14 protein-coding genes are annotated in these 19,506 nt (G+C 43.8%); 3 read left to right on the top strand and 11 right to left on the bottom strand.

Annotated features, from left to right (window positions below; translation table 11 throughout):
• Positions 1–329: 329 nt before the first annotated feature.
• Complete coding sequence (locus BIW53_RS08760; protein WP_070991467.1) at positions 330–2,852, bottom strand: M1 family metallopeptidase; 2,523 nt, start codon at positions 2,850–2,852, stop codon at positions 330–332.
• A gap of 308 nt (positions 2,853–3,160) precedes the next feature.
• Between BIW53_RS08760 and BIW53_RS08755 the strand changes: the two genes are divergently transcribed.
• Positions 3,161–3,469, top strand: coding sequence for a hypothetical protein (locus BIW53_RS08755; RefSeq protein ID WP_070991466.1), 309 nt, complete (start codon positions 3,161–3,163; stop codon positions 3,467–3,469).
• Positions 3,470–3,633: 164 nt separating this feature from the next.
• On the opposite strand, the gene BIW53_RS08750 is transcribed toward BIW53_RS08755, so the two are convergent.
• Positions 3,634–4,548: a trypsin-like peptidase domain-containing protein gene (locus BIW53_RS08750; protein ID WP_070991465.1), complete on the bottom strand. Its 915-nt coding sequence runs from the start codon at positions 4,546–4,548 to the stop codon at positions 3,634–3,636.
• 523 nt (positions 4,549–5,071) lie between these two features.
• On the opposite strand from BIW53_RS08750, the gene BIW53_RS08745 reads away from it, so the two are divergent.
• A complete protein-coding gene (locus BIW53_RS08745; RefSeq protein ID WP_070991464.1) occupies positions 5,072–6,142 on the top strand; it encodes a formylglycine-generating enzyme family protein in 1,071 nt (356 codons plus the stop codon).
• A gap of 8 nt (positions 6,143–6,150) precedes the next feature.
• Here BIW53_RS08745 and BIW53_RS08740 read toward each other — a convergent pair whose 3' ends face one another.
• Positions 6,151–8,040: a winged helix-turn-helix domain-containing protein gene (locus BIW53_RS08740; protein WP_070991463.1), complete on the bottom strand. Its 1,890-nt coding sequence runs from the start codon at positions 8,038–8,040 to the stop codon at positions 6,151–6,153.
• 241 nt (positions 8,041–8,281) lie between these two features.
• Between BIW53_RS08740 and BIW53_RS08730 the strand changes: the two genes are divergently transcribed.
• Entirely contained in the window at positions 8,282–9,349 is a 1,068-nt protein-coding gene (locus BIW53_RS08730; RefSeq protein WP_070991461.1) for a hypothetical protein, read from the top strand.
• 63 nt (positions 9,350–9,412) lie between these two features.
• Here BIW53_RS08730 and BIW53_RS08725 read toward each other — a convergent pair whose 3' ends face one another.
• Genes BIW53_RS08725 through BIW53_RS08690 form a run of 8 tightly spaced genes read right to left on the bottom strand, consistent with a single transcriptional unit; the run spans position 9,413 to position 19,192 of the window.
• Positions 9,413–10,315: an SMP-30/gluconolactonase/LRE family protein gene (locus tag BIW53_RS08725; protein WP_070991460.1), complete on the bottom strand. Its 903-nt coding sequence runs from the start codon at positions 10,313–10,315 to the stop codon at positions 9,413–9,415.
• Entirely contained in the window at positions 10,312–12,756 is a 2,445-nt protein-coding gene (locus BIW53_RS08720; RefSeq protein WP_084228105.1) for a family 20 glycosylhydrolase, read from the bottom strand. The genes BIW53_RS08725 and BIW53_RS08720 overlap by 4 nt, the downstream gene beginning before the upstream one ends.
• Positions 12,749–13,723: a PfkB family carbohydrate kinase gene (locus tag BIW53_RS08715; RefSeq protein WP_070991459.1), complete on the bottom strand. Its 975-nt coding sequence runs from the start codon at positions 13,721–13,723 to the stop codon at positions 12,749–12,751. Before BIW53_RS08715 ends, BIW53_RS08720 begins: the two co-directional genes overlap by 8 nt.
• Positions 13,720–15,156, bottom strand: coding sequence for a sodium:solute symporter family protein (locus tag BIW53_RS08710; RefSeq protein ID WP_070991458.1), 1,437 nt, complete (start codon positions 15,154–15,156; stop codon positions 13,720–13,722). Before BIW53_RS08710 ends, BIW53_RS08715 begins: the two co-directional genes overlap by 4 nt.
• A 56-nt stretch (positions 15,157–15,212) precedes the next feature.
• Positions 15,213–15,599, bottom strand: a complete 387-nt coding sequence (locus BIW53_RS08705; protein ID WP_070991457.1) for a RidA family protein — start codon at positions 15,597–15,599, stop codon at positions 15,213–15,215.
• A 6-nt stretch (positions 15,600–15,605) separates the two neighbouring features.
• Entirely contained in the window at positions 15,606–17,078 is a 1,473-nt protein-coding gene (locus BIW53_RS08700) for an N-acyl-D-amino-acid deacylase family protein (RefSeq protein WP_070991456.1), read from the bottom strand.
• A gap of 3 nt (positions 17,079–17,081) precedes the next feature.
• The gene (locus tag BIW53_RS08695; RefSeq protein WP_070991455.1) at positions 17,082–17,954 is read right to left on the bottom strand and encodes a MurR/RpiR family transcriptional regulator; all 873 of its coding nucleotides are present in this window, start codon (positions 17,952–17,954) and stop codon (positions 17,082–17,084) included.
• A gap of 11 nt (positions 17,955–17,965) precedes the next feature.
• Complete coding sequence (locus tag BIW53_RS08690; RefSeq protein ID WP_070991624.1) at positions 17,966–19,192, bottom strand: amino acid deaminase; 1,227 nt, start codon at positions 19,190–19,192, stop codon at positions 17,966–17,968.
• Positions 19,193–19,506 lie beyond the last annotated feature (314 nt).

Here is a 19,506-nt window from a genome sequence, read left to right as displayed (position 1 = left end):
TGACCAAAGTGCCCCACCTTTGGACTAATTAACGGTCGCTAATTAATAGGCGACCGCTACTATATTGCAGTCCTGTTGGTTGCTCACTGTATGCTGGTTTAACCAACATAGTTAAGCCCTATGGCATTGCACGCCCAAAAGGCGTAAATAAAGCTTAAGCAGCTCGGTGTAAACGATAAATAATGTATTGTATAAAACCAACTTAACCCCCCTCGCGACACATCAATGGCAAGCTTACCACTTTAACGAATGAGACTAGGGCAATCGCTATCAACACATACAACTGGGGCAACGTTGTATGTACGCTCATCCCCAGATGTAACCCGCTATTACAAACTGTGCTGATTTTTTCCTAGTCTATCCCGCACACTTTGCAAACTGCGCTTCGCATTACCGGCACACTCGTTGATAACCTCAAGTACGATATTAAGTTTGGCGTCTAAGCCTTGTACATCCTGCCAATCTGCAAAGGTGCTTTTTACAATCTTTGCATCTTTTGCAGAGCAAGCGGTGATGAAGTTGTATGGAAACCATTGCAACTTATCATCGGCAATACGCTTGCTGATGGCCTTTTTATGGCTGCGAATATACTCCCCCGCGTAGGCGCGGTGTTTGGGGGAGAAGGCCGGAAACTGAAAGCGGTAGTCGATATCATGGCCTTTTGTGGCATCACTGAGCAGCAAGTCGTAAAAGGCTTTGATTTGGCTGTGTGTATTGCCATAACCCAAAGAATCAAGTAGGTCTTCTTTGATATGTTTTTCGCTTGGTGCAAATTGGCTCAGCAATGTTTGGTACTCTTGCTCACTGGCGTTGGCAACCAATACGCGTAACACGGCGGTGCGATGCGCAAGCTCGCTCAAAGGCGCACCTTTATACGCTTGCTTCGCTGCGCTAATGGCGCTGCTGTCACTTAGATTCAAGCCATATAATTCAAGCCACAAGCCACCATTTTGATTGGCAAGTATTGGCGGCCATTCGCTGATACTGGGTAACTTAGAGCGTAAATAATGTGCATATTCATCACTAAGTGACTCAGGGATTAAAGTCACGAACGTATCTTGCAAGGTCGACAGCGCATTGCTTACTTCAAGCGTGCCATGTGGCAGTGTGTTGATGATGTGCAGTAGTGAATCAATGTACGCCATAAAGTCAATTTTAGCGGCCATTGCAAGCGCTTCTTGATTGTCTATGTAAGAGGCTTGCTCTGCTCGGCTAAGCTGCGCTACAGGAAATTTGCCATTACCCGTCGTATCTAAATACCGAAAGTACCCAATGCCATTGGTGTCTAAAAATATCTGTGCGTTGGCGGGCACATTGCTAATCACCATACGCGCTTTGTTGAGCACCATTTTGTGTGTTTTAAGCGCTTTACCATCCCATATTTTCAAAGTTAAGGGAATGGTCCAGCGTTTGTCTTGGCTGCTATCAAAACTACTTTGTTGTATAACTATCTGCGCGTTTTGTTTGCTAAGGGTTAATAACGGGTAGTTTGATTGGGTAATAAATGCATTAATAAACGCTTCAAACCACGCCCTGTTAGCAAAGTGCTGGGTAAATAGAGGTGCACTGGTGTTGGCCCCTGCCACTTGTTTGACATAAGCGCGCATCTGAGTTTTAAATTGTGCTTTACCCAGCGCTAACTCTGCCATTTCTAGCACCGAGCGGCCCTTGGTATATGCAAGCTGGCCTATAGCCTCGTTATCACCTCGGTACTTTACTTCACTGCGCAGCGCTCTGGCGCTGTGTTTGTCGTCAAAAAATGCCGACGACTGAGGATTAAATGCACAGCCCGTCTCCTGTGGGTAAAGCGCTTGCAACACTTTGGCGGCAAAAAATTCAGCGAATGACTCATGCATCCAATAATCATTATACCAACCCATGGTAATGTCATTGCCAAACCACATATGTACCACTTCATGGGCAATCAGCTTTCTGAATCGACACATAGCAAAACCATCGGCATCCTGCTCTGGGATCTGATGGCTGTTCAGGGCAATTAAACCCACGTTTTCCATCGCTGCTAGGCCATCTATGGGCGCCACAAAAAAGTCCAATTTGCTATAAGGAAATGGGTAATCAAGATAATCTTCCATAAACCGCACGGTATTACTGACCAGTTCACTCATATCATCAGGCAAGTTCAATGTAATGGTTTTAGGCGCATAAACCACAGAGTTGTTTGGGGTCCCTTTTAACTTGACCGAATGGAACTCGCCCACCGCTAACGCCAGCACATCAGAGTAAATTTTGTGACTCGGTGCAAAGCGCACTATTTTGCGCTCTTCTTGTACTTGGCTAGAAACCACTGACGTGTTGTGCAATGCATCATATTGTTTAGGAATATCGACACTGAACTCAAAACGGGCTTTCTTGTCTGGCGCGTCAAATCCGGGGAATACGGTGCGCGCTTCCATCTCTTGAAACTGAGAAAAAATATAGGGTGAGCCGCTTTGTTGGTCTGCCACAAACAAGCCCATCGTCTTTTGATTGATTTTGCCCTTATACCTGATCTGTAACTTTGCCTGACCTGAAATAGGCTTGCTTAATTGGTGGGTCACAATATCAAATTCATTGGGCTGTACAATTTCTAAAGAGGTTGTTTGCCCTTTGTGCGTTAGCTCAACCGATTCTATGACCAGATCACGAACATGATAAGCCACAATATCGCTGCTTTGTTTAATCGCTAAATGCATAAGAGTATAACCGCTAAACTCACTTTGTTTGGGTGACAGAGTGAGCGCTACATTTTGTCGCTCTAAGGTGATATTTTCAGGTAAACGATGGGTATTGGCCTGAGCAGATAGCGATACCAATATAAACAAAATTACAGATAAAAAACGGCTAGAATACAACTGACACCTTCCCTGATTAACATATTGTTTTAGTTATAATTGACAAACATTACACCACGCTAAAGGGGTTATTTCTACTATTATTACTGCACGACTTTTTGGGTCGAATAGTAGCTTATATGCTATCAAGACTTTGGAGGGTGGTATGTGTTTGCACTAAATGGCTGCGTAACAACACTTAGTGTGCATTCAGTTTAAGCGCTGGTGGTTGAGCTCTGTCACCTTTGTCATTGAATTTTCATCATGCACTAGGTTACTTCCTTTACCAAGCTGTATATTATTTATGCACCATTACAAGGAGGACTCCCATGTCAAACCCGTTTGATACCTTTAAGTGCCATGCAGAACCTTTATCGAAAGCTCTATTAACAGCATTTCCAAATGGCATAACACCAAGCTACGAGACAATTCATGCTCCAGCGCACGATGAGCCAATCTCTAACCAACAAAAAAGCGAGCTCAAAGAAGTGGTTCACTTTTTTGTAAATGAAGGATACGCCCGCAAAAGTACCGTCAATCAAACCCATATTGTATTGACCCAAAAAGGTCTAGGATGGCTTGGCATAACAGAGGACTTACTCAAGCCAATTGATAACCCGTACAGCACATTGCTTTAGAAGCGCTATCATGCAGGCAAGCCCAACTTGTCTGCATGACTATCACACTATAACCTAGCCCTCTTGGGAAGTTGAATATACTCTGAGGATAATAGACAGCTTAAAGGTGTATAAACACGCGAAATGATATCTAACACACCTTAGCCCATGTCACATTAAAGCAGTTAAAGCGGTTTTGTGATCTGTACACTTTTCGCCAACTCAAACACCGTTTTGGCAGGGATCCCAAAGGCAATAACTTTACTGTGATCTGCCCAATACTTAGTTTTTATGGCTTCATAGACTGAACCATAAAGCTCTGGTTCTGCTAAATCATTGTAGCTGGCAATCAACGATGAAACCGCTACAACACACTCACTTTTTACGTCATACATTGCGCCACCGGAAAAGCCACCTTGGAGCGCTTGATGTAAAAGTATCCAGCTAACGGGCTCACTGCGCATCTTGTTGGGCGAAAACCCTTCTTTACTGGCTTTGGTATTGAAGCTTTCAGTCATTAATGGTCTTTCAGTAATGCCCGAGAGCGTACCCGATGCCGTTGTCAGTCTTGAGTCTGGAGCCAACATACTCATCGTAACGCGTGAACCAAACTGTTCGTTTTCACACCATTTGGGTACAACCTCGGGATTCAAGCGGTGATCTACCAGTTTGATATATGCTAAATCGGTTTTTGGCGAGCGCAGCACCACTTTGGCTAACAAAGGTCTTGAAAGTTTGCCCAGCTCACCTAACTGAACATTAACTAAATCCCCCACCTGCGAACCTTCCACAACGTGATCTGCAGTAACCACTAATTCTTGGTTTAACGGGATACCCATACCATTGGAGAATCTGTTATCTCCTAATGATACGCTAATCAACACCTGGTAATTAATTACCACATCTTTACCTTCATCAGATTGAGTTGATGAATTGTTTTGATAAGCGATAGCCAACTCTTTTCCCTGATGAGTCTGACTCGTTCCACAACCAAATAATGCTACAGTTACACCTAGCATCAGCAACTTTTTGGCTAATCCCATAGCACGCACAAAAGTCGGCTCAAGCTTTAACGTGTCGATGTGCTCTATGTATATCATATGATCATTCCATGTTAATTAATTTAATACAAAAATCGCAACTATCAACGAAGGCCAGATATTAAAAGCCCTCATACTTGGCTCTAAATATGACACAGAATACAAAAAATTTACATATTTAAAACATGAAATCGTTTCAATTGTGTTTTTTATGTTAAAAAGAATACCTAAAAAGCTTAAGTTTTAGACCGTATATTTGTGCTAAAAATTGTTGTCACTTTACCCAATACACAAGCCTGCCTCTCTCCTGCGATGCTATTGATACTTTGCTGGCTTAAAATTCATTGCTGCGCATTATAAATGCCGAAACTTTATAAAAGCTGTTGCCTACTAAGCTTCTATATTCACTTCGCACAATTTTCTCTCCCATAAAGTCAATGCGTTTTATAGAACTTCTATCCTTTAGAATCAACCTGTTAGATCTATCAAAAAACTATTCAGACAACTTGATAAATTTTTCGTAGGACGACTCACACCAGGCTTGTGCATGATGCTTAAGAAAATTTAACTAACAGGAATAACCATGCGAAAAATACCTTTAACTGCAATGTCAGTACTTAGTTGTTCAATACTGGTCAGTACTTTTGCTCACTGTGGCAACAAAATAAATTCAACTTATATAGAACCTCCAATGGTCGCTATACCAAGCGGTGATTTTTTAATGGGAAATGACCAAGGTCGAGATAATGAAAAGCCGCAACACAAGGTTCAGATCAAAGCATTTCAAATGGCAAAATATGAAGTCACTATTGCTGAATTTAGAAAATTTGTTGAGCAAACAGGCTATCCCGCTAAGGAAAATTGTAATCACAGGATTGGTAAGAAATGGTTCGGTAGCGGTAAAAAAGATGGTAGTTGGGACGATAATATTTATGCACAAAGCGAGTTTCACCCAGTAGTGTGCGTCTCCAGAGAGGATGCTGTTGCCTATGCTGACTGGTTATCAAAACAATCAGGAAAACACTACCGTTTGCCTAGCGAAGCGGAATGGGAATATGCGCTAAGAGGCGGCACTCAAACACGTTACTTTTATGGTGACCAGCCGCTCAGCGGCCTAGCATGTAAATATGCTAACCTGTCTGACTTACATGCAAAAGTAGAGTCACCAAAGCAATACGACGCGACTTACAACGACAAATATACCATCGAACCATGTCATGATCATGAGGTCACAGCATCGGTGGTCGGCTTATACAAGCCTAATCCTTTTGGCATTCATGATATGTTAGGAAATGTGGTAGAGCGGCTTGCGGATTGCTATCAAGATAACTATATCAATGCGCCAAGCGATGGCAGCGCCGTGATTAAAGAAGACTGCAATGCATACGTAGCAAGAGGTAGCAGCTGGCATTGGGAAGCTAGTACCAGCAGTGCAAGAATGCGTGTGCCTGAAAACTTTCTTGCTGCACTTGAAGGGTTTCGTTTAGCGCTCGATACCAATGGCAAAGCCTTACCAAGTCAGCCGGGCAACAAGGAGTTTGTAAAGGCACTTAGCAAAGCACAGTTAAAAGCAAAAAAGCACTGGCAAAGCAATAGCGCCCAAACACACAAGACATCTATCAGCGCAGACAATCTGGTAGACACAGCGAATTGATATACGACTTAGTAGGAGTTAACTTCAACTCCTACTTGCTGTAATCGCTGTTGATGCCGCTCCAGCCACCAAGATTTTGCAGTATTACTGATATATCTTTTACTTAAGGTAACTTGTGCTGAGTCGGTGTCATTTTGCAGTAACTCTAATAACACCAGTGCCATTTCTAGGCCGATCCAGTCAATTCCTTGCGTACGAGCTAAGTTAAATGCACTGGCGGCATATTGTATAGCCTGTTCAGGCTGATGTTTTGCAACGTATATCTTGGCCAACAAATAGGACTGGCGAGTCGGCTCGGTGATACCTTTTGCAAGTGATTCTGCCACCTCCCATTGTTGCTGCTCAATGGCGTAGTTAATCAGCTGTTCTGTAACACTAAAGAATACCCAGAAATTATCCAATGTGACGGGTCTGCGCAGTACACTGTGATAGTGACGTAGTTTTTCCTCTTTTTGCTCAGCAAACAACGCCCAGTGGTAATCCGTCAACATTCTGTGAGAATCATCTAGTTGATAATCATCAATCAGCAGCTCGGCCTGTTTTAAGTAATCATATCGCTCTTTATAAAGATTAAGCTTCGCCGCTTTAATAGACAGCAAAGTGTAAGCTCTGATCTCCTGTTTTGGTCGATTAGCCAATCTAGCGTGACTTGCCGCCCGAAATAAATACGTTTGTATTCGCGCGAAGTCTTTATTGACCTCCTCTACATCAATCTGAGAATGGCTTACTTCACTTTGCAGCGCTAGTAAATTGATCTCTGCCAATAATGACTGTGTCTGCTCAAACTGCTGCATAGCCAACTGATGCTGCTCTAGCTCCAGTAGCAGTTCACCTCGAAGCCAATGGGAATAAGCGACATAGACAGGTTGTGTTTGCGCCACCGCAAGGGTTGATAACTTCTCAATTTGTGCGTCAGCAATATCATATTCAGTCTGTTCAATTTGTCGTTCAATAAGTTGTTGTAACAGCGCTAAATGTTCAGGGTAACGGGCAACCAATGTAGCCAGTTCAGCGGTTGCAGCTGACTGTGAAGGTGCATTGAAAAAATCAGACATCAACACGGGCTCAAGGGCGTTATAGAGCGCTTCTTCAAGCTCTGCCAAAGAGTGTACATGCAAATACCCACGCCAATCGCGGTGACTGCCTTGCGCTAAGTACTCTAATATAAAGCGAGGGTTTTGCTGCTCTGTCAGTTGATATGAATAAACCACGCCAGACAACAACACCCCATTTGGATTGCTTGCTGAAAGGTGTTTTTTCCGCACCATATATGGTGATGCAAAAAACCGCCAAGCACCAACAAGCGCCTGGTCAGACTCAGTGTTAGACACTTCAATAGGTATCAATCTTTGCGCTAACTTATTGTTCAAATCACCGAGAGCCTGCTTTGACAATGCAACGTCTCTGGTAGCAAACGGTATCACATACCAATTAGCGAATTGCTGATGCCCTCCCGTAACTGCATGCATTTGCTGCTGCTCTTTAATACTCATCCACCAATAAACACTAGTCACAAAAATAACAGCCACTGCGCAGAGCAAATAAGCTAACTTATTTTGGAGCAGGAAATTTTTTGGTTGGTACTGTAGAGCGTGTTCACTTAGGGGGACATCACTAATCGCTAATTGCCACTGATACCCTCGTTTGGGAAAGGTTTTTATAGCCCCCTCACCTACAACCGTTCGTAATTGGCTAATAGTCTGAAAAACAACCTGATCTGACAAGATCTTGCGCGGCCACACATAGGACAAAATATCCTCTTTGCTCAGTAGCTTGGTTGGCTGTTCTAAAAATAAAGACAATAGCTTCGCCTGATTTGCATTCAGACTGACCACATCTCCTCTTTGATACAAAACCTGATGCTGTGTATCGAAACAAAAATCAGAAAAGTAAAGCATTGAATAATGGGCTGTTACGGCAATGCTTCAGTGTACCGTGTTACTCAACACTTGTTAAGCGCGGCTTTCTCGCTTTGCGAAACCTTAAAGACCGTGTTCATTTGCAATGAACATTACATTGCACCACCGTTTACAACTGCTCAATTGACATCCAACCAGAAAAAGGTTAATAAAATGCATTGGTGTAAACCAAAAATTAACAAGCTGTAATTTTTAAATAAGCAAAACAAGGAATTTGAATATGCTTAAACGCGCTCTAATACTCTCACTTATCACCTCTCCCGTTGCTTTGGCCAGCAACCCGTTTACTTCTAATAATTTTACCAATGAAGCGATGGCAAGAGGAGCCGCAGAACCAACGCCCCAAGCCTTCAATGTCAAAGATGATAGTGCACTACAAGACCTTATAGATACTTGTCAAGACAACCCTAAAGGTGATGGTCATCCAAAGTGCCCTGCACTATTAACAGCAATCAAAAAGGAACTAGATATTCCACACAATCAGTTATCCTCCGTATTAAAACAGTGCGATGAAAAAGGATATTATTTAGGTGACAAAGACAATAAAGTAGACTGTCCGGATGTTCCCTCTGATGAGTTTAAAGCTTTCCAATGGGTGTCGTGGGACATAGAAGCTAACAAGAACAATGCGTTTTACCAAACCGCATTGGCTCCTGTGGGAGACAGCAAAAACTTTAGCGTAGGTCTATACAAAGGGTTGTGGTACTTGTGGGGTAAAGACGTCCGTTTACCTTTCTATTTCTCTTACGCCGAGCCTAAATCCAACACAGCGAAAAATGAAGCGTCTGATACTTTGATAGATAAAGACGCTGGACTACAAATAAGCATACCGGTTATTGCTGCTTTCAAAAGTGGACCAGGCGGTTTAGATAACAAGCAAAGTACAATATCAGCTGGCGCTATTTTTAGTTTGGTTGCAAAAGACGTCAAAGGTAACGAAGACTCAGAATGGGTTACCGGCACCAGAGCATCACTTATTGCCCAATATAACTCTTATCTTGAAGTGTTCAGTGTGAGTGATTCAAACGGGGAGGCTCAGCCAGGTTCACTTAATATTGCTTTTAACTATACTCATCACAAATATAGTAACGACAAATTGAAAAATGTCGCGAACAATCTAACACTACTTGACGGTGACAAATTCTCCGACAGCTTTCAAAGCAAAGGCATCACCATCACCGCAGAAATCGGTAAGGTAGTTTCTATTAGTTATCAATATGAAGAAGTCGATGACGCTATTTTTGGTAATGATAAAATCAAACGACTTGTCCTTTCTAAAACCTTTTAACAAATAAACCATCGGCAAAGGCGGCAGAGACTTTGACGCCTTTCACTTGCACAGTTTAATACGCTAGTTCTTGGATAAATTACCACCCGCCACAGCCGTTCTAAACATTTCTATGGCACCGCGCTTTTGCATGGTCACAAATACAGACTTACCATCCACGCCACCAAACGCCACGTTAGTTGGGTGCTGCCCTTTGAGTTTAACCTCTTTGAGTAATTTCCCTTGTGGAGATACCACCGCAATCACCCCTGCACCATATCGGGCAATATACAAATTGCCCTGACTATCTGTACGCATTCCATCTAGTCCAAAGTCCACAAATTCAATTAATAACTGCTTGTTGCTAATGTTACCCTTATCATCAAGACTGTAGCGCCATACCTTACGCTGCACACTCTCATTCACATACAACACCTTATTATCTGGACTGACTTCAACTCCATTAGTGGTCCCCATGTCAGCCTCAAGCAAATGACTACTACCATCTTGATCAATACGCCATAACTGCCCTGTGTTATTTTTCCAGTTTGGGTCACTGGCAAACAAAATCCCGTTGTCCATGATCGCCAGATCATTAGGCTGATTCATCTTGTTGTTGTGGGCAAAGACTGTCAGATAGGCGGCCACATCGGCGTCACTTTGCAGCGCTTCGCGACTGACTCGTAGCACATTGTGATTCACGTAGTCGGCAATAAACATATTGCCCGCCTTATCAAAGCGAATACCATTTCCCACACTCCCATTTGGCAAGCTGAGTAATTGACTTACTTGCCCCTTTGCAGTCACTTTACCAATACTGCCCTGCTTTGCGTAATTTACCGCATACAACACGCCATTCTCATCAACCGCGGGCCCTTCAACGCCTTGGGTAAATACGTTGTCACTCACCCAATCTTGAGCAATATATAAGGGCTGCGCTTGAGCAAATCCCGACACGATAATAAGAGAACCGATTAAATATTTCATGATGTTCCTTGGTTATTTTGACAATCTAAATACAACTTACGCACGGGCTCTACCGCTGCTAGCACCAGTTCACTTTGCAACTCTTGCAATGAACGTAACTGCTGTGCAACCTGTGCTTGCTTTTGAGGGGGGTGTATCACTTGGCGGCGACAGTTTTCAATCACTCCTAATGTCAGCACATTGAGTTTTAGTAGACGCGCTAATATTGGTTGCAGGTGTGTCAAATTGTCGTTATCGGTTAATACCTGTTGAGCGTCAAGCAACTGAGCTTGTAACTCAAGGGTGTCCTTTTCAACCTGTTCTAAAGCATCGACTTTTCCTGCACGATAACGTGAAAAAGCACTTTGCAACTGGCGTACAGCACTACTTTCTACAGGTAAGAAATCAACTATAGCATTCATAGGAGCGTGTTGGTGATACTGCTCCTTTAGATATTTAATGTGATGTCGAGTGTAATAATGCGCCGGCTCCAAACGAGACGAAAAAGCCAGTAAAAAGGTTAAACTACGTTGGCGCTCGGCGTCACTCAGTGCTGGGCTAAGTAGGTGACTTAAGCCTTGATGATACTGCCGTTGATGTGCAAGACCCAGCACATTTGCGCCATAGTTATCCATCACTTCGAGTCTTTGATACATGTTTTCTCTATTTTTTACAGCTTGCGGCGACCATAAACGCTCAGCAATGGCAAACAAGCGTGGCCATATTCTTAGGTCAAGGTTGTCATCATTGACAAGCTCACTCCAAATTGTGGCCTCTGCCCCCAAAATACGCTGTTGCTCTGAAGATGTTAGGGGCTTTATAGAGGATACTGTTGATGGGGTATCATTTCTTTTCAGTGTCATTGGGTAGCGACTGTTGCCTATCATAACTGAACTATCACCACCACTGAGTGCAAGCTCAAACTCTAGGGGCCCCATCCAACTATCTAACGTCACCACAGAGTATTGTGTACCATCCAATGTGTACCGCTTGTTTAGCTGCGCGACTTTGTGACGTTGATCATTGAATTTTATCAGCAACTGTTGCGCGTCGTCCCCCATTATGAGCAACTCGCCTGCGACATCACTACCTTTAAGCCGGTCGATAGTAAAGCTATATGCCGAAGACAGCTCTAGCGACATATCCAAAGGTTCAGCATCGCCTAGCGGGTCATTACGATAGTGATAATCCGTATATTGTGGTTGATCAATGTAAAACCCTGTCGATAAAATTCCTTGATAGCCTTTGCGTGCCAACGAGTTTAAAGAGTCATGCCCGCGCCATGATTGGACGACAATGTCGCGCGGTAACTTCGGATGATACACTTCATCCCAACCCATCATAATACGCTGTTGTTTGTGTAAAATTGCTTGTACTCGCTGATTAAAATAGGCTTGCAAATCATGACCATCAGTAAAGCTCTGTGCTTGCATTAATGCTTGAATGTCTTTGTTTTTAAGCCATTGCTCAGGGTCAACCTCATCTCCACCGATATGCACATATTGATCTGGAAATAGCGTGGCCACCTGTGCAAACAAAGTCTCTATAAATTCGTAAACTTGTGGTTTCGAAACATCAAGTAAGGGTTTAAATACTCCCCAATGACGTTGCATATCGTAGTCTTTTACTTCACTCATCAACTGAGGGTATGCGACAGCTATCGCGCTGGCGTGTCCGGGCATACCAAACTCAGGCACAACCCGGATACCATGTAAAGCTGCATAGTTGACTACCTCTCTCACTTGCTGCTGCGTGTAATATTGCCCATCAGAGGCCATTTGCGTCAGCAAAGGAAATGCTTGAAATTCTACTCGCCAGCCTTGGTCATCACTTAAGTGCCAATGCAATACATTAAGCTTGGCCGCCGCCATCCCATCTAACTGGCGCTTAATGGTATCAACGCGGATGAAATGACGTACGCTGTCGATTAACAACCCCCGCCAGGCGAATCTAGGAGCATCTTCAATGCGCAAATAAGGTAACCGCCCATCTTCAGCGGTGGCTAATAACTGCATCAAACTACTCACTGCGTGTTGAGCACCAAAAACACTGTTAGCCTGAATATGTATACCCTGCGCACCAATCTCTAAGGTATACGATTCATCGTCGCCAAACTGTGGCAGCAAATGATGACCCTTTTTTGAGCTTTTTTCTGGCACAACTATCTGCAGCAAACTGGTATCCGGCAAAGCACTTTTAAGCAAGGTGGAGGATTGCAAACTGCTACTTTGGGCTAGCGCTGACTGGAGTCTTGAAAATTGTAATGATTGACGCGGCTCATCAAACCCCGTCATAAAAACCTGTATGTTCTCGGGCAAAACTAGGTGCTGTTGGGTCACGTGCATTTTTTTAGGCGATGGCATCAACGCAAGCCCCTGATTTGACGGTAGTGGCACAGCGATAGATACCGTGGCATAACAACAGCACAGTACCGAAATGATCAATTTAAGATGGTTATTCAACAAAGTACTCCTGATTTAGCAATTTGGGTAATAATAATGGTGAGATTAGTGCCCCATGATATTGGATCACTACGGCTGCCAGTTGGTGAGCAAAAGTTGCACTAGCTACGATGTCGTTGCCAAGTAAAAAGTTAATTACAAACCCTGCTGCAAATGCGTCCCCTGCTGCACAGGTATCCAACACGGCCTGAGGCTCAAGTGGGCATGCTGGCACCTCAATACAAGTTTTGGTTTCACTGCAATAAAGTACACATGGCGCAGCTCCTTGACGGATCACTAGTAATTGTCTTTGACGACTCAAACTTGAATGTAATTCGATGATTTCTTTTGTGTTATTTATTCCATACAAAGCGTATTCGTCTTCATCGGTTAAAAAGGCAATGTCAGCTATTGCCATCAATGCTCGATAATCTTGTTGAGGGCTGATATCTTCCCACAAGCAGGCCCGATAGTTATTATCAAAAATGATAATACCACCACGATGCTTAAATTCTCTTAGTTTATCAATCAAATAACTTCTATCTGAGACGGACAAAATAGCTAAGCTGATACCCGAAAGGTAAATTGCATCAATTGCACCATGAGAGAGCGCATAACTCAGTGTTTCATCCAACTCAAAATAGACGCGCGCTGCACTATTGGCTCTATCGAAACGAAATGTGCGATTGCCATATTGATCATGACTGACCCAGTAGCTTCCCATCTTCCGCTGCGGATGTACCAGCAAGAACTCATCGTCGATGACGTTTTGAGTCAGCAACTGCCTAAACCCGCACTCTTCTTGAGTTGTCGCTCCGATTGCACTGGCATAATAGACTGCAAAGGGTGCTTGTGGAAGCTGAGCACACAAGTGTTTGCAGTACCAAGCGGTGTTAAATGTATCACCGCCAAAAAACGAGCTGCCGTCGGCTCGGTGTTCAACCATACATTCACCGAAAAACACCAGTTTTTTTGTTTCTATGCTCATAATGATGTTTGCCCCACGGCGCTACGTGCCTTTTTCCTCCAGTCGTTTTTAGTTAGCTTGCTAACTAGCACTCCAAAAACGATTGCACTGCACAACGCAGGCACCACTGGATTACCAAACCATGCAAGCCAATTGGCTTGCTCAGCAACCACCAATGCCCCAATGACACTGCTAAACAGAGTTGCCAGTGCACCTTGCCATGTATAGCCCCGCCAAAACCTACCCAGTAGGCCCATCACGCACAGTCCACTCATCACCATCGCAATCATATGAGTTATGTAACTGATAATATTATTGGATAACAACGCCATAATTAAGGCTAAAGCGACTGTGAGCAACATAGCAATACGTGAAATTAAAAGCTGGTGCTGCTCGGGCATACTGTTGTTAAACAACCATTGATAAATATCGTCCACCAGAACGCTCACTCCAGCAATCGCATCGGAGCTGGCACTGGATAAGGTGGCAGACAATCCAGCTAGAATGATCAACCCACCTAACAATAAGGGCAAACTATTCAGAGCCATGTAAGGAAACGCATAAGCGGGGTTATCAAGCTGATTATTAAGTAAATAAGCACTGATGCCAATTAGTGCAGGAATAACCGAAAAGAACAGATAAAGTCCACCTGAAATAACAAAGGATTGGCGTACACTGCTCACACTTTGAGCGGAGTATATACGCTGACGAAACGAAGGGGTTGCTAACACCCCAACCAATACTGCAATAGCTAAAGATATCGCAGGCATTACGCCTATTTTATTGACGGATAAAAAGCCACTATCAACAACTCTTTCACTGTGCTGTATCGCACTTAACCCACCCACATGAGCAACTGCAAAATAGGCCATTAATACAAAACCGATGAAAAGCAGTACCGCTTGAATTGCATCAGTCCACACCACTGCACTGTAGCCTCCGATAGTCACATAAACCGCCAAACCGATACCAATAATCAGCTTAGCTTGCCCTTGTTCAATACCGGTCAGCCAAGATAAATACATGCCACCGCCTATCAGGTGTGCGCCCAACCACCCTATACTGGCGCTATAAATAAGCAAAGCCAGTAACTTCTTTACCAAAGGATGATTGTCCACATAGCTGGCAAGCTCTTCACTCATGGTAGAAAAGTTTTGTTCTCTAGCTGGTGCAAATAACCAAGCTAACAGTAAAATGCCCAGTGCTCCACCTATGCCATATAAAGCCCCGGCCCATGCATTTTCATAGGCAAAGCCAACAGCCCCCATTGAGGACCCCGTACCAACCATAGTCGCCACGGTTGTTCCCAAGGTTAGCAATAAGGGTACTCTTCTGCCTGCAAGTAAAAAGTCACTGGATGACTTTTGCCAACGAGATACCCACCAGCTAATCACCACCATAACTAATAAGTAGCCTGCAAAAGCCAACAAGAAAAAACTCTGTTGCGTTGTCATCTCCCCCTCCTCTTTGCTCTTTTGCTAGACGCCGTTGCGGTGTCATCTCTTATGAGTTAATCACCTTTATAACAGGTGACATCAACTTCCACTTTGCAATTCACAACCAAGTCCGCGACCATGCAAATACGCGCTGGAGGATGTGCACTAAAGTACTGCGCAAACACCTTATTAAAGGACTGAAAATAACGCGCATCGGTTAATATCACCGATACATGGGTAACATGCTCAAGCCCGTAACCCGCTTCCTCCATAATGGCAACACAGTTATCTAGGGCGATTTTACTTTGCTCAATAATGCCTCCCTCGACTACTTCACCATCACGCATCGGCGTTTGCCCCGACACACGTAACCACCCACCCGCTTCTACCGCTCTGGCAAAGGGTAAATGCTGACCACCCGTTCCCGTGCCACCTTCAGCACCAATTCGTCTAATTGTCATTGTTATTTACTCCTTATCTAGTGAACGGGCTAAAAACCGCCCTGCTCTTTGTCTGTGTTGAATGTTGGATTGGTTATCTCCTTCTTTGAAGCTGCTACGACCATTAACCCAAACGTGTTTTATCCCTCGAGCCTGTTTGTGAGGCTGGCTGTACGTGGCCTGATCCGAAACCGTATTTGCATCAAAAAGTACCAAATCAGCAAAGTAGCCCACTTTGATCTCACCACGTTTTTTAAGTCCAAACGCCCTCGATGATAACGCTGTCATTTTATGGATGGCTAAAGATAACTCTAGGGTATTTAACTGACGCGCATATTTACCCAAAACACGTGGAAAAGTTCCCCACAATCTAGGGTGTGGGTGAGGATCACAAGGCAGTCCATCCGAACCTATCATAGTATGTTCATGACAAACAATGTCCTGTACATCCTGCTCGTCCATGCAGTGATATACTGCGCCTGCGGGTCTAAGTCTTTGTGCTGCTTCATATAAAGACACATGCCACTTACTGGCGATGTCTTTAAGTGTTTTCTGCGCCATTTCGGGATGAGATTCAGACCAAGTGATGAAAATCTCATTGTTGTCCGTTACCTGCTTTAGATCCAAGGTACTTGAACTGGCTGCGTAGGGATAGCAATCGCAACAAACAGACTGTTGCTGTCGCCGTTTTTCTAAATGCGCTAATATCTGTTTTGCCCTGCCCCAGTTGTTTTTTCCTGCACACTTCAAATGAGAAATGACCAAAGGCACTTGTGCACTCCTAGCGCTTTCAAACGCTTCATCCATAGCGTCTAAAATAGCGTCAAATTCGGTGCGCAAGTGTGTTGTATATATTCCGTTGTAAGGTACTAAGCAGCGAATTAACTCGCATACCTCGCTAGCACTCGCCGCATTGGCATTGCCATAAGCAAGCCCTGTACTAAAACCAATCGCCCCATCCGCGAGCGCTTCGCTCAGTAACGTTTTCATTTGCGCAATTTCTTGTGCTGTTGCAGTGCGATCTAGCGCCGACATCACTTGTGCTCTAAGCGACGTGTGACCTATTAGCATAGCCGTATTAACGCTTGGCCTAACTTTGTTATAACGGTCTTGATAATCAGCGAGTGTGGCAAACTCAAACTCAGCTTCATCACCGAGTAAGTTAATGGGGTCAACCAGCTTTGCACTATCTTGAAATGGCGCAGCACTTATTCCACAGTTGCCAGTGATGACTGTTGTTACGCCCTGACTCAGTTTGCAAAGCATGTGTGGGTTGCGCAGTACTTCTAAATCATCATGGGTATGTACGTCTATAAACCCTGGCGCCAGTACATGACCTTGTCCGTCAATGTAGTGCTTGGCACAACAATGTGATACGTCTTCAACTGCGACTATATGTTCGCCTAATATGGCAACACCACCAAGTTTCGGTTCACAATACTCACCGTTGTAAATCAACACATTGTGAATAACTGTATCCACAGTTTCAGTGCCTATCATAATTCAATCTCCCAACGGAAAACGTGTATCCACTGGCTCGGCTCCACTGGCTTCATTACGATGCTTATCAAGCTGCATCTTTAGACGTCGCAGCTTTTCTTTTGAGCGGCGTTGGTTTTTCATCGCCACTTCACTGGACAATATGTCCACCGCGGCCATCATGACATAGCGTGCTGCACTGGGTTTAAAAATATAGTCACTCTCTTGTGTCTTAATTGGCAGGTGAAAGTCGGCCAACGCTGATAGCTCCCCTTCTGGACAAATAGCAATCACCACCGCACCATATTCTTTCGCTATACGGGTTGCATCAGTCACATCTGGGCTTACACCACTGATAGACAAGCTAATAACAACATCATTTTTATTGATGGTTGATGCTGTCATCCTCATCAGCATGGGGTCACTGTGAGCGTTACTCAATATATCCAAGCGGAACAAACGGTTTTGACACTCAGTAGCCAACATACTACTCCCTCCACCCACACCATAAATCAAACAATGGCGAGCGCTACAAATAGCATCACAGGCTTGTTGCACCACATGCTCTTCAATGAGTCCGGCATTGAGGTTTAAAATCTCTTGAATTGATGAGTAAACATGTGAAATATTCTCCCGCTCAACCAAAGATGTACCTAAGAATCTCTCACCAACCGCGGTTGACTTTGCCAATTGCAGTTTAAGATCGCGCACATTTTCGCACTGCAAACTTTTTGCAAGACGCGTAATACTCGCATGGCTTACCTGCGCTCGTTGTGCTAATTCATTGATTGAAGCACTGGCTGCAAAATGAAGGTCTGACAGGATTAGTTTGGCAACTTTTTGCTCCGCTCGGCTAAAATGCCCCATTCCTTGTGATATTTTGTCAATAATGTCCATTGCAAAGCCCCTCAAAAATAAGTAGTTAATGTTTTATTGATCACCCATTCATCTTCAACCACGCCGATTTGTCGCCACTTATCGAATGTTAAACAAGGGTGAGAGGATGAGAAACAGACCAAATCACCCACTTTAAGCGTGGAGTCTGATGCAACACTCATCATGCAATGTTGGTCCATTATATGTGTCACTCGAAACGTACAAGGCGCTTTATCAAGCTTTTGGCTCTGTGGAGCAAAGGTTAATTCTGGTGTGGGTAATCCAGCATCAAAAGCAACATCACGCTTACCTAGCCCAATGATTACTTGATTAGGCTGAGCACGCGACACCACATAGGCCCAAAGGTACAAACCCGATGTTAAAGAGCCTGTTATGTCACATGCCAGCTGACAGCGTTTTTCAACCTGTTGCTGGGCTGTCTGGTAAATGCCCGTATCATGAATAAGGTAGCAACCTGGACGCAGCACGTACGTAAATCGTTCACAGGTTTTACTTGTATTCATGGCTTTTGCAACCACATCGTACCAAGCAGAGCCCGCTCCTGTAATGATAGGTCTATCTACAGCAAACCCATGGTGCTGTTGAATCTGAACGGCCATAGCCATAATGTCATTAACGAAAGCATTGATTTGCTCTACTGCGTGTTTTGTTGCTATCACCCCTTCATAAAAACTCAACCCACATACATTCAACGCTGTAAACTGCTGACACACTCCTAACAGTTCAAATACCTGTTCATTTGAGCGCACCCCACAACGGCCATTTTCAACGCCAACTTCAAGTAGAATATTTAGTGACACGTTTTTTTTCTGGAAAAACTCCCCCAATTGGCGAGCATTGTCTGGCGAGTCTACAAAGCAATAAAATTCAGTATCTGTCTGTATTAGCAACTGCGCTATCAATTCAAAGTGGTGTTTACCTACCAGTTGATTGGCTAGGATGATCCTATCAATACCTTGCTCAACCGCGTTTAATACCTGAGGCACAGTGGCTAAACTAATGGCCCACGCCCCTTGTTCGATTTGTTGCTTAAACAAATCAGGCGACATAGTGGTTTTTCCATGAGGAGCGAGCTTTACACCCGCTTGTAAAGCATATTGCGCCATCCATCGTGCGTTATTAGATATGGCACTTTGTTTGACAACAGCGACAGGAAAGCTCACTTCCTCGGCCAAAATATTCCAACCTTGAGTCGCAAGTAATTCAGGCTTACCTGAGCCTTTCAAAAATTCAGACATAGCACCTTTTATTAATTCGTAACAATTATTTATTAACTTACTGTAGCGGTATACAAGCAAGGTCAGTTTATAGCCAAAAGCAAGACAAATATTGATCAAACTGCTTGCTTTGCAGCCCATGATAGTGTTAGAAAGTAACAAGTTCAACAATATTTTTATGTTACTTTCTAACTAAGTGGTCAGTAACAAAGGTCTATCGTTGAGCTGGTCAGGTAAGTTATGAGTACGTCTTGCGCCATTGTTACTTTGTCTTGATGACGCAAGGTTTAATATGAGTAGTTAAACGTTATGTTGCTCAAAAATACAGACCATCC

The sequence above is a fragment of the Pseudoalteromonas byunsanensis genome (genome assembly GCF_001854475.1).
Lineage (GTDB): Bacteria > Pseudomonadota > Gammaproteobacteria > Enterobacterales > Alteromonadaceae > Pseudoalteromonas > Pseudoalteromonas byunsanensis.
Note: the sequence above shows the minus strand (reverse complement) of the source record. Positions and strands in the feature narration are given on the sequence as shown.

Bases quoted from the DNA above. Each gene is read 5' to 3' on its own strand.
- BIW53_RS08755 (WP_070991466.1), top strand. From the start codon at position 3,161: ATGTCAAACCCGTTTGATACCTTTAAGTGCCATGCAGAACCTTTATCG.
- BIW53_RS08750 (WP_070991465.1), bottom strand. From the start codon at position 4,548: ATGATATACATAGAGCACATCGACACGTTAAAGCTTGAGCCGACTTTT.
- BIW53_RS08745 (WP_070991464.1), top strand. From the start codon at position 5,072: ATGCGAAAAATACCTTTAACTGCAATGTCAGTACTTAGTTGTTCAATA.
- BIW53_RS08740 (WP_070991463.1), bottom strand. From the start codon at position 8,040: ATGCTTTACTTTTCTGATTTTTGTTTCGATACACAGCATCAGGTTTTG.
- BIW53_RS08730 (WP_070991461.1), top strand. From the start codon at position 8,282: ATGCTTAAACGCGCTCTAATACTCTCACTTATCACCTCTCCCGTTGCT.
- BIW53_RS08725 (WP_070991460.1), bottom strand. From the start codon at position 10,315: ATGAAATATTTAATCGGTTCTCTTATTATCGTGTCGGGATTTGCTCAA.
- BIW53_RS08715 (WP_070991459.1), bottom strand. From the start codon at position 13,723: ATGAGCATAGAAACAAAAAAACTGGTGTTTTTCGGTGAATGTATGGTT.
- BIW53_RS08710 (WP_070991458.1), bottom strand. From the start codon at position 15,156: ATGACAACGCAACAGAGTTTTTTCTTGTTGGCTTTTGCAGGCTACTTA.
- BIW53_RS08705 (WP_070991457.1), bottom strand. From the start codon at position 15,599: ATGACAATTAGACGAATTGGTGCTGAAGGTGGCACGGGAACGGGTGGT.
- BIW53_RS08700 (WP_070991456.1), bottom strand. From the start codon at position 17,078: ATGATAGGCACTGAAACTGTGGATACAGTTATTCACAATGTGTTGATT.
- BIW53_RS08695 (WP_070991455.1), bottom strand. From the start codon at position 17,954: ATGGACATTATTGACAAAATATCACAAGGAATGGGGCATTTTAGCCGA.
- BIW53_RS08690 (WP_070991624.1), bottom strand. From the start codon at position 19,192: ATGTCTGAATTTTTGAAAGGCTCAGGTAAGCCTGAATTACTTGCGACT.